We start from the raw sequence: 15972 nt of genomic DNA, 5'->3' as shown, positions 1-15972 counted from the left end.
TAACCTAGACAAGAGCCGTTTCCTTTCGCATTTGACTGTACAAATGAAATCTCACTTGGGCAGCTTTCTGCCATGTAAACAACTCGTTTACCCGCCTAAGTCCGTTCTCTCCCAGCGTGCGCTGTAAATTCTCATCTTTGATCACACGCAGGATATTTTCTGGCAGCTCTGTCTTAATGTTGGCCGGATCAACTAGGTAGCCCGTTTGCCCATGCTCGATCACTTCTTGAATCCCTCCGACCCTAGTCGCAATAACGGGAACACCCGTTGCCATCGCTTCTACATTGACGAGTCCGAACGCTTCAGGCCCAATAGAAGGCACAACGAGAACATCTGCAATTCCAATCCATTTGGGCATTTCTTGATGCTTCACATAAGGAATAAACGTTACATGATTGGACAGCTTTTTCGCCGATTTCACAAGCCCTTTGACATACCCCGTTACTTTATCTGATCCATAAAAGGCACTTCCGACAAGGACTAATTTCGCTGTTGGCTCGCTTTCAATAACACGGTGCATCGCCTCAATCAGATGATGAACACCTTTCTTCGAGATCAACCGGCCTACGAACAAAATGATTTTGCAATTCTCACAATCCAGCTTCTTTCGCATGAGCTTTCGCGTTTCCTGACCTTTTACCGACCATTTCGATGTAAATTGCCCTGTATCGACGCCCAAATAATGCGTTTTGATTTTGCGCGCGGCACTAGGTACTTCTTGTTGCAAATACCGTTTCAGGAAATCGCTATTCACAATAATGACGTCTGCCCCTTGCAAGCATGCGGTTAACGCTTTTTTGGAGATATGAGGCTCCGTAATAAAGGTCGTGGAATGCAAGACCAGGCTTAGGATCGCCTTTGGATGCTTCTTCCGAAGAATGCCAAGAAACCGCGGCCGATTGTCCACTTGAATAATGTTTGGCCGCAGGCGGGAGATTTCTTTATGGATATGTGAAATATAGGATTTAGGCCCTTGATAACGCACCCTCCTATATGCGATTCCTTGCTTAATCTCCTTCCATGGTTGATTCGGCGCCTTCCGGCCAAGCACATAGACAGGCATTCGTTTGACGAGATGCTCCGCTGTCTTCTGAATGACTTGCTCGACCGAGCTGCTGTTCCCTGAGGGGATAGGAAAGGATCCTGGTGTGACGATGACGAGACGAGGCAATGGGGACTTCCGTTTTGTCTTCAAAATACTGACCCTCCTGGTTCCAATGAGGCACGAATCCAGGCCCCATTTCTAATCTTCCTTCTATACATATGCGGAGAAAGTCATAAAGCATGGGCATCTGTCCTTGTTTTACGAAGAAAGTATCAGCTCCTGTACAAACAAGCACGCAACTTTTGCCATAAACTAAAAGTAATTCGCATTTCAGACTGCACGCAGATCCCCCACTTGGAGAAGGAGTGACGTACATGAGTAATCCCTATGTGGGTATTTTGGTCAACGATGCTTTGTTTGCAGGTATTCCTCTAGGGAACACAAAATATGAAGCTATTGGATTTTACGGGGATGCTGGCAAGTTTTATGGGGTAACACCATGTTATTTTCGCATACAAGATGTTCGTATGAAAACGATGAAGGTTCATGCCTATGTCCAAGAAGACGGCCGTTATAAAAGGAAATGGTCCAAACTCCCGAAAGTGGTCCACAATCGTGCCATATATTTGGATCCGGAGTCAGCGAAGACGTTGGGGGAATGGTCCAAACGCGGGATTCAAATCTTCAATCAGTGGAACCGCTATAGCAAGCTGCGCATACATGAACTATTGATGAAAAATGAAGCCATTCGTCCGCATCTCCCCTGTACATTCCCAGCTACGATCCCCAATGTCAAAGCGATGATGGCCTCCTATGACTCTCTCATCATAAAACCTACCAATTCTAGCATTGGGCGCGGCGTCATGAAGTTAGAACGGAGATCCGGGAAATGGAATCTTCAGTATCCCGTTAATATGAAGCTAAGCAATCGTAAATGGAGAACCCTCATCTTCCGTCAACGCTTACCCTTGATCCTGCGGCGCAGGCTTCGCACAGGCAGCTATATGGTGCAACAGTGCCTTCCCCTTGCAACGGTTGCGGGACGACCGTTTGATATGCGCATTTCGGTGCAGCGCGGGGCGAACGGTGAATGGGGGGTAACGGGCATCGTCGCCAAGGTAGCATCCAGCAAGCAATTCCTTACGAATGTGGCGCAAGGCGGACGGTTGATGACATTAACCGATATACTAAATACAGAATACCCGCATCTGAACCAAGATCATGTGTGCCGCGAGATTACGGACTTCTCGCTCCTCGTTGCCCAGCAGCTCAGCTTGGATTTACCGAATTTAGCTGACATCGGCCTCGATATTGCGATTACCAAAGATGGGTATCCGCTTTTCATTGAATGCAACAGCAAAGATCAACGTTACAGCTTCCGCGAAGCGGATATGCAGGCCTGTTGGCAGTCCACCTATTACAACCCTATCGCTTATGCCAAATTCATCTTAGACGGCGGTACGCCTCCTAATTGAACTTACAGCAAAAAACACCGTGCTTGCGAGGATTACCTCGCAAATACGGTGTTTTTACTATGTTTAGAGCCTATTTCTTGATCGGAGCAAGCACCCGCGCAACTTCCAAATCTAAGCTTTTCGGATCTGGGGCAACCACTGGTCGATCTTGCAGGAGATACTTTCGTTTTAACCGAACCACCTCTGCGACACTTTGATCGATGGTTGCCATCGGAATCGTACCTGCTTGCACAGCCGCCTTCAGAGATTTCAGGACAGCCATCGCTTTCTCGGGATCATGCCCGACCATCACTACATTCGAGCCAGCCAGCACGGACTTCTGGGCAGCTTCACTCATGTTGTAATTTTCAGCGATAGCCCCCATCGTCATGTCATCCGTCATAATAAGACCTTGGAAGCCAAGCTCCTGTCTGAGAAGGTCAGTCATGATTTTTTTGGACATGGAAGCGGGATTCGCCGAGTCAATTTTGGGCAGCAAAATGTGTGCAACCATTATCGCGTCCGCCTGCTGGCGAATCGCTTCTGCGAACGGCACCAACTCCAGCTTGCGCAAGCGAGCCAAATCGTTCTGCACAACGGGCAAGCCTACATGCGAATCGACTGAAGTGTCTCCATGCCCAGGAAAGTGCTTCACAACGGGAACGACTTTCATCTCTTGCAATCCCTTCATCATCGGGATCCCATACGTGCTTACCGTCGTTGCATTTGCGCCGAAGGATCGATCCCCAATGACAGGATTTTTCGGATTCGAATTTACGTCGAGATCTGGGGCAAAGTCCATATTCAAGCCATAGGCGAGCAGTTCTTTTCCTAATAACTGCCCAATATCGTGGGCTATTGCGGGTTTGCCCGTCTTTCCAATGATTTGACTTGAAGGTGTTTTGGTAATTTCATCTGGCAGACGTGTGACTCGACCGCCTTCCTCATCGACACCTAACCAGAGCGGAAGTGGATTCCCATTGTTGGACAGCTTAAGTTCATTGACCAAATCAACCAGCTGTTTCGTATCTTTCACATTCGGTTTATACAAAATAATACCGCCAACATGATAGGTGGTTATCAATTCACGAGCTTGCTCGTTTAATGTAAAACCATCGATGCCTGCAATAACCATCTGACCGAGCTTTTCATCCAAAGTCATGGAAGCAGGAACTCCCTGCATGTCTGTAGGCTTAGGAGTTGCAGTACTAGTCGGGGAAGGAGCTTCCATGTTAGGAGTGGCTGATGGGACTGAGCTTACAGGCAAGCTGCTCGTTGGTGTTGGCCTAGCGACTTGTGCTCCTTGATGAAACTGACAACCTGATAAGAGCAGTATGAACAAAATCAGTAGTGGCTTCACTTTGTCCTCCTCTCTTCGGGTTCCCGCATCTACAACGATAGACGCATTGCAACAACATTTCGCCCAATTTCCTCCTTATTCCTTGCGCAAGCCTTTCAGGAAGTGAAGCAGCAGCACATAAATCCCATATGCGCCCAAATAGGCTCCACAAAACAAAAACAATGTGTTCGTGAAGACCACGTGGATATTCGTCATAAATACCGTGTCATCGCGAAGAATATCGTGGATCGCCAGTGAGATCACGATGCCTACGATATAGGCACTTAGGACCGCTGCACCTGCAAATACATGTCGGCCGATCTCAAACAACCACGAACAGATCCCCATAACGGGAGGAATTAAAATAATGAGCAATACAATCATAATCGACATTTATGTTTTCACCTCCTTCACAGCATTGACGATTTTCGACTGGAAAATACAATTCTGAGCATGGCCAGTCTCAGATAATAGCCATTTGCAATTGATTCTTTTACCCATCTGTGGCAAGATTAGCGAAGAACCGCTAATAGGTAGCATTGTACCTCGTGCACAATCTGGCCTAACCACCGAATGAACAGGAGTTTATGAACTATGTCGAAGCCGTTTTTCCGATTACTGACCGAACTATCCTCGCGTAAATGGGTATCTCAAATCACAGGTGCCTTTGCTCGTTCCAAAATAAGCCGTCTTTTCATTCCGCGTTTTGCGCAAACATACGGCATTCGCATTGAAGATGCCGAGAAGCATCTCAAGGATTATAAGTCGTTGAACGATTTCTTCACGCGCAGATTAAAGCCAGGTCTTCGCCCTATTCATCAAGACACAACGCGTGTCGTGAGTCCTGTCGATGCGATGATTACAGGGATTGGCGACATCAAAGATGGCTTAATTGTCAATGTCAAAGGTCAAGACTACACGATCGAAGAGATGCTGAACCGCTCGCCGCGCACAGTGAACTACAAGAACGGTTTCTATTTCGTCTTGTATTTGAGCCCGACCGATTACCATCGTATCCATTCCCCGATCTCCGGTGATATTCTCGAGAAAGAGCATGTCCTAGGGAAAGTGTATCCCGTGAATGAATTTGGCCTTCGCCATATGAAACGCGTGCTAAGTCGCAATGAACGTCTCATTACTTTCATTCAACACGCATCAGGAGAAGTGGCTGTCGTCAAGGTAGGCGCTCTCAATGTGAGTTCCATTCAATATGTAACCCCGCTTCCAAACACACTTGAACGCGGTCAAGAACTCGCTTATTTTGAATTTGGTTCAACCGTCGTTCTGTTATTTGAAGATGGGATGTTCGAACCTCGCGCTGATTTACAACTAGGCTCCAAAGTGAAAATGGGCGAAGACCTCGGACGATTCCTGGAAAACTAAGCTGGGGAACAGTACCAGGGAGGAGTAAACCATGGCATCCATCTCAACAACACGCCCAGACCGCGGCGGAAGCAGCCTGCAGCATACAGGAGATATTAAGCCCACGGTGTATCGAATCTTATTCGCAATCGGTCTTGTTCATTTGTTGAATGATTCAATTCAATCCGTTATTCCTGCCATTTTCCCGATTTTGCAAAGAGATTTGGGATTAAGCTATACACAAGTCGGTTGGGTTCAGTTTGCAATTAATTTTACAGCGTCGATTATGCAGCCCGTTGTGGGCTTATACACAGATCGGAAACCATCACCTTACATGCTCCCCATAGGGATGACATCGACATTGATCGGCATGCTCTTGTTATCCTTCGCGCATTCGTACTGGATCGTACTCTTATCTGTCTGCTTTGTCGGACTTGGTTCAGCAGCCTTCCACCCAGAAGGCTCGCGGGTATCGCATATGGCGGCAGGCGGACGCAAAGGTCTTGCCCAATCCATCTTCCAAGTAGGCGGGAATGCTGGCCAATCCCTAGCCCCGATGATGACCAAATGGATTTTCATTCCGCTCGGCCTATTCGGCTCCATCTGGTTCACAGGCGTAGCGGCGGTTGCCATTGCCGTTCAAATGTACATAGCCCGTTGGTACAAAGTTGTGTTACAGGATGCACCAGCCAAAGCCAAATCAGTCGTCAAACGCACGGTTAGTCCGCAGCGGCGCAAGCAAGTGAGGTTCGCGATTTCGGTCTTAATTTTCCTTGTGTTTGTACGTTCCTGGTATGGAGCGGCGATGAGCGGGTTTTTCGCATTCTTCTTGGTAGATAAATATGGTATCACCATTGACCGTGCACAGGATTTCATCTTCTTATTTCTAGCCGCGGGTGCCGTCGGCACGTTCTTCGGCGGACCGATCGCTGACCGCTTCGGGAAGCGAAATGTCATTTTCTTTTCGATGCTAGGCTCGGCGCCCTTCGCATTATTGCTCCCCCATGTGTCCATCACCTGGGCGTATGTACTGCTCGTCATTATTGGGGTCATTCTCTTATCCAGCTTCTCGGTCACTGTCGTGTATGCGCAAATGCTCTTCCCTGGTAAAGTTGGAACTGTATCGGGACTCATCACGGGATTAGCTTTCGGACTCGGCGGCGTCGGCAGCGTCGTGATAGGTAAATTATGTGATGTGTATAAAACTACCACAGTGATGGAGCTCTGTGCGTTCCTGCCGTTGCTCGGCGTGCTGACGTTCTTGCTTCCAACGGATCGCAGGTTGAAGGAATGGACGGAGGAGCAGGTAGAGTAGGCAAAAACAAAAGCAGTTCAGGCCACGCGGTAATCGCGTTGGTGCTGAACTGCTTTTTGGTATTATTCGTGATGGTGCGCATCCTGCGTTTCACGTTGGGAACGTCGGCGAGCGACGCCTGATTCGTAAGCGGCTTCCATAACGGCTTCTCTTACTTTCTCGACAACCTCATGGTTGAACACGCTCGGAATGATGTAATACTCGTTCAACTCATCTTCGCTCACAACCGAAGCAATCGCTTTAGCTGCCGCGAGCTTCATCTCTTGGGTAATTTTCGAAGCACGGCAATCCAGTACGCCGCGGAAAATCCCCGGGAAGCACAGCACGTTGTTAATCTGGTTCGGATAATCCGAGCGCCCAGTCGCCATAACGCGTACGTAAGGCTCTGCTTCTTCCGGCGTAATTTCTGGGGTTGGATTCGCCATTGCGAATACAATCGGATCGGACGCCATACGCTTCACGTCGTCTTGCTTCAACACGCCTGGGCCAGAGAGACCGATGAAAATGTCCGCCCCTGCGATAACATCCGACAAGGTTCCACGTTCATCGTTCGGATTCGTATTCGCCGCATACCACTCCCAAGCGGCATTCGTATAAGTCTCGCTTCGCACAATCGCGCCTTGGCGGTCAACACCAATCACATTGGTGACGCCTGCGGACAGCAGCATTTTCGTACAAGCAATCCCTGCAGCCCCAATCCCCGTGATCACGACTTTACAGGACTCTAACGGCTTGCCCACCAGCTTAACGGCATTCAACAATCCAGCAAGGATAACGACAGCCGTTCCGTGCTGGTCATCATGGAAAACGGGAATGTCGAGTTCATTAATTAAGCGTTCCTCGATTTCGAAGCAGCGCGGCGACGAAATATCTTCTAAGTTAATCCCGCCGAACGCAGGCGCAATTGCCTTCACCGTGCGGATGATTTCTTCGGTATCCTGCGTGTCTAGACAGATCGGGAACGCGTCAACGCCCGCCATTTGCTTAAACAGCATCGCTTTCCCTTCCATAACGGGCATAGCGGCTACAGGACCAATATTGCCAAGTCCTAAAACAGCTGTTCCATCGGATACGACAGCAACGGTATTTCTTTTGATCGTGAGAGAGTGCGCCTTCGCAGGGTCTTCATGAATCGCCATACAAACCCTAGCAACACCTGGTGTATAGACACGGGACAAGTCATCCCGGTTTTTGATTGGCACTTTCGGCGTAACTTCAATTTTGCCGCCCAAATGCATCAGGAACGTCTGATCGGATACGTTAATCACGCGTACGCCTGGCAGTTTTTTCAATACTTTCGTAATCGTCTCAGTATGTGCAGGGTCACTCACAGAGACTGTGATATCACGCGTTGTCGTTGTTTTGCTGGCACGTGTTACGTCCACAGCTACGATATCGCCGCCCGCATCGCCAATCGCCGTAGCAATTTTCCCGAACGTTACGAGCTCCTTATGTATTTCCAAACGCACAATGATACTTGTGCCCCCACCATTTAATCCTGCCATACGAAGGATCACTCCTATGAAAAATTAATTTAATTGACCACATGTAGATAATAACATACTCCATCTCTCCTGCCAAAACTATTGTGGGCATCCTTCGACAAACCTTATCCAATTAAGGCTAATTTAAGTCTAAACTCGCGAGCATCCCCTCAAAAACAACCCGCATCCGAGCCACACCTAGCCGCAATTCCTCTTCTGTCAAATGCGCATAACCAAAGCAGGCGCCTGCCCGTCCGGCAGGCAGGTTGTAGGAAGCGGCGTCCGTCCAGGCCACGCCGGCCTCCCGGCATGCGGCTGCATAGGCCGCGTAAGTGGCGGGATCTCCCCGCCACCAGCCGAAGACATGCAGCCCGCTGTCGCTGTCCACCCACTCGAAGAGGGTGGACAGCCCCTCCTGCAGCAGCGCCTGCAGGAGCAAGAACTTGCTCGCGTACACCCGCCGCATGCGGCGCAGGTGTCGCTCGTAGCCCCCGCTCGCCATGAATGCGGCGAGCGAGCGCTGCTCGAGCAGCCCCGTGGGGTGCGGCTCGTACAGCCGCTTCGCGGCTGTAAAAGCGTCGTGCAGCGCCTCCGGCAGCACGACATAACCGATGCGCAGGTCCTGCAGCATCGTTTTGGAAAAGGTGCCGATGTACACCACTCGGCCCTCTTGGTCCAGCACCTTGAGCGGCTCTATCGGCCGCCCGCGGTGCCTGAACTCGCTGTCATAATCGTCTTCGACGATGACAGCGCCTTGCTCAGCCGCCCAGCGCAGCAGGAGCTGGCGGCGCTCCAGGCCCAGCACCGCCCCCGTAGGGAATTGGCGGCTGGGGGTCACGAACAGCAGCCGTGCGTTCCACGGCTGCGGGATCAGCCCTTGCCCGTCCACCGCCGCGTGGACAGGCACTCCGCCAGCCGCCAGCACCGCGCGGCTGGCGCCTTGGTACCCCGGGCGCTCCAGCACGACGGGATCGCCGGGGTTTACAAGCAGTTGGGTCAGCAGCGCGATCGCTTGCATCGACCCATTCACGATGACGATGCGCTCCGGCTGCGCATCAATCCCCCTCATCCGCCTCAGGTGCAGCGCAATCGCTTCGCGAAGCGCATAGTGCCCCTCGGCGATGTGGGCGTCCTCTTGCGGCGACTCCGTCATCCGCCGCACCTGCTCGTACATCACGCGGTTCCATTGCTCCCGCGGGAACGCCTCCAGCTGCGGGCGAGCTACCGCGAACGCAATCATTTGCTTTTGATCTACGCTCTTCGTATCGCTCTTCGTATCGCTCTTCTTCCCGCTCCCTCCTTCGCCCTCAGCGCGCTCCACCTGCCTGCTCTCCGTCAACCGCATCCCCCAAGTCGACAATTCGATCGCTTTCCCAGCAACCGCCTTCTGTTTATCCTGCCCATTTGCATAAACGACATATGTGCCGCGGCCGACATCCCCCTGCAAATATCCTTCCGCAATCAGCATGTCGTACACTTGGTTCACGGTCCCTCGGGACAAATGTAACATCGCCGCCATTTCCCTACTGGAAGGCAGCTTCGTATGCAGAGTAAGTTTATCCGTAATCATCGCATCGCGAAGCGCATGATATAAGGCAGCATATTTACTTGGGTATTGCGTGAGATAGCTCTGAAAAGGCAAATAAAATGTCATGAGACCCCTTCTTTTCATTTTCAAATTGGTACATACAAATCGACTTATATTGGCTCTTTTTATGAATCCAATCATAGCGTATTCTAGCTTATATCACACGAAAAAACTTTCCCATGTAAGGAGTCCTGAACGATGAATCTTCAATCGCCGCTTTTAGATGGAGTACGCGTTACTCTGCTGCCCCTGCAAGAATCCCACATCCCTGGTTTGACTGATGCAGCCAATGATCCTGCGATATGGGCGTATATGACCCCGCTGCGTAACCAAGATGATGTTGAACGTTTCGTTCATCAAGCACTCCAGGAGCAGCAAGCAGGGAAGGGCATTCCCTTCAGTGTCTATGATAAACAGCAAGATAAAATCGTCGGGAGTACGAGGCTCTTCGATATTTTCGCGGAACATCGCAATTTAGAAATTGGTCATACGTGGTACAACCCTGGGGTGTGGCGTACCCGCGTCAATACGGAGTGCAAATATTTGCTGCTCACCCACTGCTTCGAAACGCTTGACCAGCTTCGGGTACAAATCAAAACCGACCTGCGAAACGAACGCTCGCAAACCGCCATCGCACGATTAGGCGCACAACGCGAAGGCATTCTTCGCCAGCACCGCGTCATGCATGACGGCTATATCCGTGATACCGTGATGTTCAGCATTTTGGATAAGGAATGGCCTCAGGTAAAAGAAAGACTGCAAGGATTTCTCAATGCCTATGCGGATGCTGCACTGTCTTGAGCCGCTAGATTCGTTCGCGTAAGTCGTATTTCATCTAATCAGCGCCAAAACTCAGAAAATTTCTTTAGCGAAGTGACGTACACGAGCGAAAGTGATATAATAACTGGGAAAAAATGAAACGCAAATTGGAAGGAATGACCTACGCTTATGAATCCTTTGGCAAGACAGTTAAACGAGACCCTGCAACGTGAAAATTCTCACGTATTTGACATGCTTTCTGCATTAGGTAAATCGATTTACTTCCCGAAAGAAGGCATTCTCAGTCAATCGGCTGAAGCCAAGGCTAAAGCCAAGAAATTCAATGCTACTATCGGTATTGCCATTGAAAATGGTCAGCCCATGCATTTGAAGGTCATTCAAGATACACTCTCCACTTACAATCCAAAAGATATATATGAATACGCTCCACCTGCTGGTAAGCCTGAGTTGCGTACAGCTTGGCGCAAAAAAATGCTCGAAGAAAATCCGAGCATTGGCAACAAGCTCATCGGCAACCCGATCGTGACGAACGCTTTGACCCACGGTCTCAGCATCGCTGCTGATCTCTTCGCAGATGTAGGCGACGCTGTTATTATTCCAGATAAAAATTGGGAAAATTATGAGCTCACGTTCGAAATTCGCCGCGGCGCACAAATCGTGAATTATCCGCTGTATAACGAACAAGAACGTTTTAATTCAGCAGGCTTACGTGAAGCGCTGCTTGCACAGAAGTCTAAAGGCAAAGCAATTGTTGTCTTGAATTTCCCGAACAATCCGACGGGCTACACACCAGATGCTGAAGATGGTAAAGCGATTGTCGCTGCCATTCAAGAGGCCGCTGAGGCAGGCATTAACGTCGTCGTCCTAACAGACGATGCGTATTTCGGGCTATTCTTTGAGAATTCGCTGCATGAATCCTTGTTCGGTCAATTGGCCGACCTGCACCCGCGTGTGCTTGCTGTCAAAGTTGACGGTGCAACGAAAGAAGAATACGTATGGGGCTTCCGCGTAGGCTTCATCACGTACGCTGGTCAAAGCGATGCTCTACTAAGCGCGCTTGAGCAGAAAACGATGGGCATTATCCGTGCAACGATTTCCAGCGGGCCGCACCCTTCCCAAACCTTCGTGCTTCACGCACTGAATTCTCCTGAGTTCAATGCTCAGAAGCAAGAGAAATATGAGATCATGAAAGGCCGTGCGAACCGAACGAAGTCCATTCTGGACAGCGGCAAATTCGATGATGCATGGGGCTACTACCCCTTCAATTCTGGCTATTTCATGTGCTTAAAGCTCAAAACCGTAGAAGCTGAAGCGTTGCGCGTACATTTGTTGAATCAACATGGTGTAGGCACAATCGCCCTAGGCGAGACAGACCTGCGTGTTGCTTTCTCCTGCATCGAGGAAGGCAATTTGGAAGAGCTGTTTAACCTGATTTATCAAAGCGTGAAAGAGATCGAAGCTGTCACGGCTAGCAAATAACCGCGCATGCATATAGGAATGAAGCAAAAAACACGTACTAACGTAAGTTAGTTCGTGTTTTTTGTTTGTCGTTATTCTCATGTCGAGGTCGTACGGTTTATACGACAGACATTCATTCCTGAGTATGATCCATATTACATTGTGGGGGCGGTGAAACCACGAAAGAGGAAGCTTGGCGCGAATAGGTGCCGCGTCCTACTTTTACATGTGTTTCGTCGAACGATTCGACGAGACCGCCGCCGGCCATTTTACCCTCGATCAGAACCATGACATAGTGGCCAAACAGCATCGCATTTTGAAAATCGACATCATGAAGCAGGTTTCCCATTGCAGCCCCCTTGATTATGGTAAACAGATATCTCAAACCTAGTATATCATGTCAGAGGGGCGTGTGGGATTACCAATTAATAAAATTAACCCATTGATATCGAGTATATTGCGTAGTTTGTTTGCCCCTGTCTTAGTCCTCCGGCAACTCGCTTAACGCCTTCTTCACGCGTTGATATTTCAGCTCCGTACTTTGACGAAGCGATTGAATTTTCTCCAATTTATCATCCATGATCTGAAGTTGGCGGGCGATGATTTCTTCGATTTCTAACAGCTCTTGCTTCTTCTGCTGGGGATTGTCTGCCTGCAAATATCCTTGTCGATGCTCAAGCAACTGATTGCTGGACACTACAAATTCTTGTATTTCCTGCAAAGAAACACCTAGCACATCACGCGCAATCACGATCTGCTTCAATTGTTCTACATGCTCGTTCGAATATAATCGCATGCCGCCCTCACTTCGTTCTGGAGGAGAGAGCAGACCAATTTCCTCATAATATCGGATCGTTCGCTTCGTCAATCCACATTCTTTGGCTACATCATCAATTTTCAAATTCACCATACCCGTCACCTCACACCTTCATTACCAGACTACTCCTTCCTATTGTACACTAAAATAAAAGCTAATCGTATTTATCTTCATCTACGCTCTCGATCTGATCGATCATCATCGAGGCGAGTGACCAGCTACCTCAGTCTATTCATCCTCCTGAATGTCTCGGGACTCATACCCTCCGTTTTTTTAAACAGTGTACTGTAGTAACCTGGCGTATCAAAGCCTACTCGACGTGCGATCTCACCAATCCTTGCATCCACTTCCTGCAGCATCAGTTCCTTGCTTTTATTAATCCGTAATAAGTTCAAGTATTCAACAGGTCGATGATTGACAATTTTGCGAAATAACAAGCATAGATGTTGCGTTGAGACATTTAAAAGCTCAGCCATGTCCTCAAGCGTTATCTTGTTCGTGTAGTGGCTTTCCATATAGTCAAATACAGGCTGCAATCTCAAATAGTTTTGTTCGATGGACTGTTGGCGGATCGTGATGCTTTTCATCATATCGATGATGAGATTATACAGCAGCTTTGAGCACTCCAGACCGACTAGAGGCTTTTCAGATAAAGCTAAGGCTAGCGCTGCCTTCATATGATGAATCATTAACTCACTATTCGTCATGCGATATACGCCTGAACGATCTAAACCCGCCAATAAAGTCATCGGTAGGGCTTGTTCTCCTTTGAAATTAAGCCAATAGATTTCCCAGGGCTCCTGTATCGCTCGATACTCGTGGGGTTCGTTCGGCAATAGATATATGCCCATCCCTGGTTTGACGCTCATCTCTTCATGGCCTAGTTTCAACATTCCTTCGCCATTGGTACAAAAGAGCCATTGAAACAACGGATAACCCTCTGTCCGAATAATCGTTTCTTGACTTTCCCAATGGCCAGCTCCACACATGTAGATCGGCAGTTTCGTTTCTATATCCGAATGCATGAGAAATGCAAACCGTTGCAAATGATTCCCCTCCTGCTTTTCAAAATGTGAAAATCGTTAATGAAATGCGAATATCAAAATCTAGTTCTCACAAAATTTCCGCTATATAATGGTTTTATAACATATATATCCTTACCGCCACAACCTGAACCAATACGAATATTATTTAATTGATATGAGAACAGGAGATGCCAATCAAGATGACCGCCAAATTTCCACCAATTAGTAGTAAGCTTCCCGTATTTATGCATGGTGCCGATTATAATCCAGATCAATGGCTGCACGATCCAAGTGTGTTTGAAGAAGACATCCGCCTCATGAAACTGGCTCATTGCAATGTTATGTCTGTTGGCATTTTTTCATGGAATGCGTTAGAACCAGAGGAAGGCCAATTTAAATTTGAATGGCTGGATCATGTATTGGATACCTTTGCTGAAAATGGTATTTATGCATGGCTTGCCACTCCAAGCGGGGCGAGACCCGCATGGATGTCATCGAAATATCCAGAAGTTTTGCGTGTAACCCCAACGCGACAACGTAATTTACATGGTGCCCGTCATAATCATTGCTACACATCGCCTGTGTATCGTGAGAAGGTCAACATCATGAATACTAAACTGGCCGAACGCTATGCAGAGCATCCAGCTGTCGTCGGATGGCATATCTCGAACGAATATGGCGGCGAATGCCATTGTGACTATTGTCAGGATGCCTTCCGGGATTGGCTTAAAGTTAAATATCAATCATTAGATGAATTAAATCATGCATGGTGGACTTCCTTCTGGAGCCATACCTATACCGATTGGTCACAGATCGTCTCTCCATCTCCGATCGGTGAGTCAGCTGTACATGGCCATAATTTGGATTGGAAACGATTTGTCACCGACCAAACTGTTGATTTCTGCAAGCATGAAATTGCACCATTGAAAGCTATGAATGCCAACTTACCCGTAACCACCAATATGATGTATAACTTCTCAGCACTGGATTACCGGAAGTTTGCTCATGTAATCGACGTTGTATCTTGGGACGCTTATCCGACTTGGCATGATGCACAGGATCAAGCGGAAGATACCGTTGCCGCTTGGTTTGCATTCAATCACGATATATTCCGTTCGTTGCAAAAAAAACCATTTCTACTGATGGAGAGTACGCCAAGTCTTACGAACTGGCAGCCTGTTAGCAAACTGAAACGTCCAAGTATGCATCGCCTTTCTTCGCTTCAAGCCGTTGCACATGGATCGGATTCCGTCCAATATTTCCAGTGGCGTAAAAGCCGCGGTTCCAGCGAAAAATTCCACGGCGCCGTTGTTGATCACGTGGGGCACGAGCATACTCGCGTATTCCGTGATGTGGCATCCTTAGGGGAAACACTATCCAAGCTGACACCCGTGATTGGCACAACAACGAAATCAGAAGCTGCAATTTTGTTTGATTGGGACAATTGGTGGGCAGTCAACGACACGCAAGGCCCTAGAAATAAAGGGATTCATTTTGAAGAAACCGTTATGCAGCAGTATAAAGCATTATGGGAGCTCGGCGTGCCGACAGATGTGATCAGTTCTGAGGACAATTTCTCTACATATAAACTACTAATCGCGCCCATGATGTACCTTATGCGTGAAGAAACCGGCGCAAAAATTAGGCAGTTTGTTACAAAAGGCGGCACGTTCGTAGCGACCTATTGGTCAGGAATCGTCGATGAGAACGATTTGTGTTATTTGGGAGGCTTCCCTGGACCGCTTCGCGATACGCTTGGCATTTGGTCGGAGGAAATCGAAGGCTTACACGATCACGATCGAAACGGCATTGTGCTTCAGAAAGGGAATCCGCTTGGTTTGCAGGGAACATATGAGGTTAGGGAGCTTTGCGATCTCATTCATTCGGAAGGTGCCGAAGTACTGGCTGTCTACCAGGATGATTTTTACGCAGGACGTCCTGCGTTGACGAGGAATTCAATGGGAGATGGACAAGCCTATTATTTGGCAGCTCGCGTGAGTGACCCCCGTTTCTACACCGAGTTCTACGGTCAACTTGTGCAACAAAGCGGAGTTCGTCGCGCATTGCATGTAAGTTTGCCTGACGGGGTAACTTCAACAGTGCGAACAGACGGAGAGTACGACTACGTATTCTTGATGAATTTTAGCGGTAAAGAACAAGTGATCGAGTTGGATAATCAAGCTTACACGGATATGGAAACGAAGCAACTAGTAGCAAACAAGGTTGAGTTGCCTCTGCACGGCATCTCGATTTTAAGAAGAGAAGTCATATCAGCTTAATACGAAGAAGGATCAGAGACTGCTCT

The 15972-nt window shown here is 48.5% G+C and carries 14 protein-coding genes; 6 read left to right on the top strand and 8 right to left on the bottom strand.

The features are described from left to right. Window positions 1-4: 4 nt before the first annotated feature. Window positions 5-1195, bottom strand: a complete 1191-nt coding sequence (locus MJB10_RS06465) for a glycosyltransferase family 4 protein (RefSeq protein ID WP_314802735.1) — start codon at window positions 1193-1195, stop codon at window positions 5-7. A 224-nt stretch (window positions 1196-1419) separates the two neighbouring features. On the opposite strand from MJB10_RS06465, the gene MJB10_RS06460 reads away from it, so the two are divergent. After that, window positions 1420-2520 carry a YheC/YheD family endospore coat-associated protein gene (locus MJB10_RS06460; RefSeq protein WP_314802734.1) on the top strand — a complete coding sequence of 367 codons (1101 nt, stop codon included), beginning with the start codon at window positions 1420-1422 and terminating at the stop codon, window positions 2518-2520. Between the two features lie 70 nt (window positions 2521-2590). On the opposite strand, the gene nagZ is transcribed toward MJB10_RS06460, so the two are convergent. Next, window positions 2591-3859: a beta-N-acetylhexosaminidase gene (nagZ, locus tag MJB10_RS06455; protein WP_314802732.1), complete on the bottom strand. Its 1269-nt coding sequence runs from the start codon at window positions 3857-3859 to the stop codon at window positions 2591-2593. 75 nt (window positions 3860-3934) lie between these two features. Beyond that, a complete protein-coding gene (locus tag MJB10_RS06450) occupies window positions 3935-4231 on the bottom strand; it encodes a transposase (RefSeq protein ID WP_314802730.1) in 297 nt (98 codons plus the stop codon). Window positions 4232-4432: 201 nt separating this feature from the next. On the opposite strand from MJB10_RS06450, the gene asd reads away from it, so the two are divergent. After that, window positions 4433-5221, top strand: coding sequence for an archaetidylserine decarboxylase (gene asd / locus MJB10_RS06445; protein ID WP_314802729.1), 789 nt, complete (start codon window positions 4433-4435; stop codon window positions 5219-5221). Between the two features lie 31 nt (window positions 5222-5252). Next, window positions 5253-6515 (top strand): MFS transporter, encoded by a 1263-nt coding sequence (locus tag MJB10_RS06440; RefSeq protein ID WP_314802727.1) that lies wholly within the window; start codon window positions 5253-5255, stop codon window positions 6513-6515. Window positions 6516-6577: 62 nt separating this feature from the next. On the opposite strand, the gene MJB10_RS06435 is transcribed toward MJB10_RS06440, so the two are convergent. Next, entirely contained in the window at window positions 6578-8020 is a 1443-nt protein-coding gene (locus MJB10_RS06435) for an NAD-dependent malic enzyme (RefSeq protein ID WP_314802725.1), read from the bottom strand. Between the two features lie 118 nt (window positions 8021-8138). After that, window positions 8139-9653 carry a MocR-like pyridoxine biosynthesis transcription factor PdxR gene (gene pdxR, locus MJB10_RS06430; RefSeq protein ID WP_314802723.1) on the bottom strand — a complete coding sequence of 505 codons (1515 nt, stop codon included), beginning with the start codon at window positions 9651-9653 and terminating at the stop codon, window positions 8139-8141. 132 nt (window positions 9654-9785) lie between these two features. Here pdxR and MJB10_RS06425 point away from each other — a divergent pair, with 132 nt between their 5' ends. Beyond that, the gene (locus MJB10_RS06425; protein ID WP_314802721.1) at window positions 9786-10388 is read left to right on the top strand and encodes a GNAT family N-acetyltransferase; all 603 of its coding nucleotides are present in this window, start codon (window positions 9786-9788) and stop codon (window positions 10386-10388) included. Between the two features lie 147 nt (window positions 10389-10535). Then, the gene (locus tag MJB10_RS06420) at window positions 10536-11846 is read left to right on the top strand and encodes an aminotransferase class I/II-fold pyridoxal phosphate-dependent enzyme (protein ID WP_314802719.1); all 1311 of its coding nucleotides are present in this window, start codon (window positions 10536-10538) and stop codon (window positions 11844-11846) included. A 112-nt stretch (window positions 11847-11958) separates the two neighbouring features. Here MJB10_RS06420 and MJB10_RS06415 read toward each other — a convergent pair whose 3' ends face one another. The 3 genes from MJB10_RS06415 to MJB10_RS06405 form a co-directional block, all read right to left on the bottom strand. Further along, window positions 11959-12174: a hypothetical protein gene (locus MJB10_RS06415; RefSeq protein WP_314802717.1), complete on the bottom strand. Its 216-nt coding sequence runs from the start codon at window positions 12172-12174 to the stop codon at window positions 11959-11961. Between the two features lie 132 nt (window positions 12175-12306). After that, window positions 12307-12735 carry a MerR family transcriptional regulator gene (locus MJB10_RS06410; protein WP_314802715.1) on the bottom strand — a complete coding sequence of 143 codons (429 nt, stop codon included), beginning with the start codon at window positions 12733-12735 and terminating at the stop codon, window positions 12307-12309. A 125-nt stretch (window positions 12736-12860) separates the two neighbouring features. Then, entirely contained in the window at window positions 12861-13688 is an 828-nt protein-coding gene (locus MJB10_RS06405) for an AraC family transcriptional regulator (RefSeq protein ID WP_314802713.1), read from the bottom strand. Between the two features lie 179 nt (window positions 13689-13867). Between MJB10_RS06405 and MJB10_RS06400 the strand changes: the two genes are divergently transcribed. Continuing rightward, complete coding sequence (locus tag MJB10_RS06400; RefSeq protein WP_314802711.1) at window positions 13868-15946, top strand: beta-galactosidase; 2079 nt, start codon at window positions 13868-13870, stop codon at window positions 15944-15946. The last annotated feature ends 26 nt before the right edge of the window (window positions 15947-15972 follow it).

The sequence above is a fragment of the Paenibacillus sp. MBLB1832 genome, from assembly GCF_032271945.1.
Taxonomy (GTDB): domain Bacteria; phylum Bacillota; class Bacilli; order Paenibacillales; family NBRC-103111; genus Paenibacillus_E; species Paenibacillus_E roseopurpureus.
This window is presented reverse-complemented; position numbering and strand designations above follow the sequence as displayed.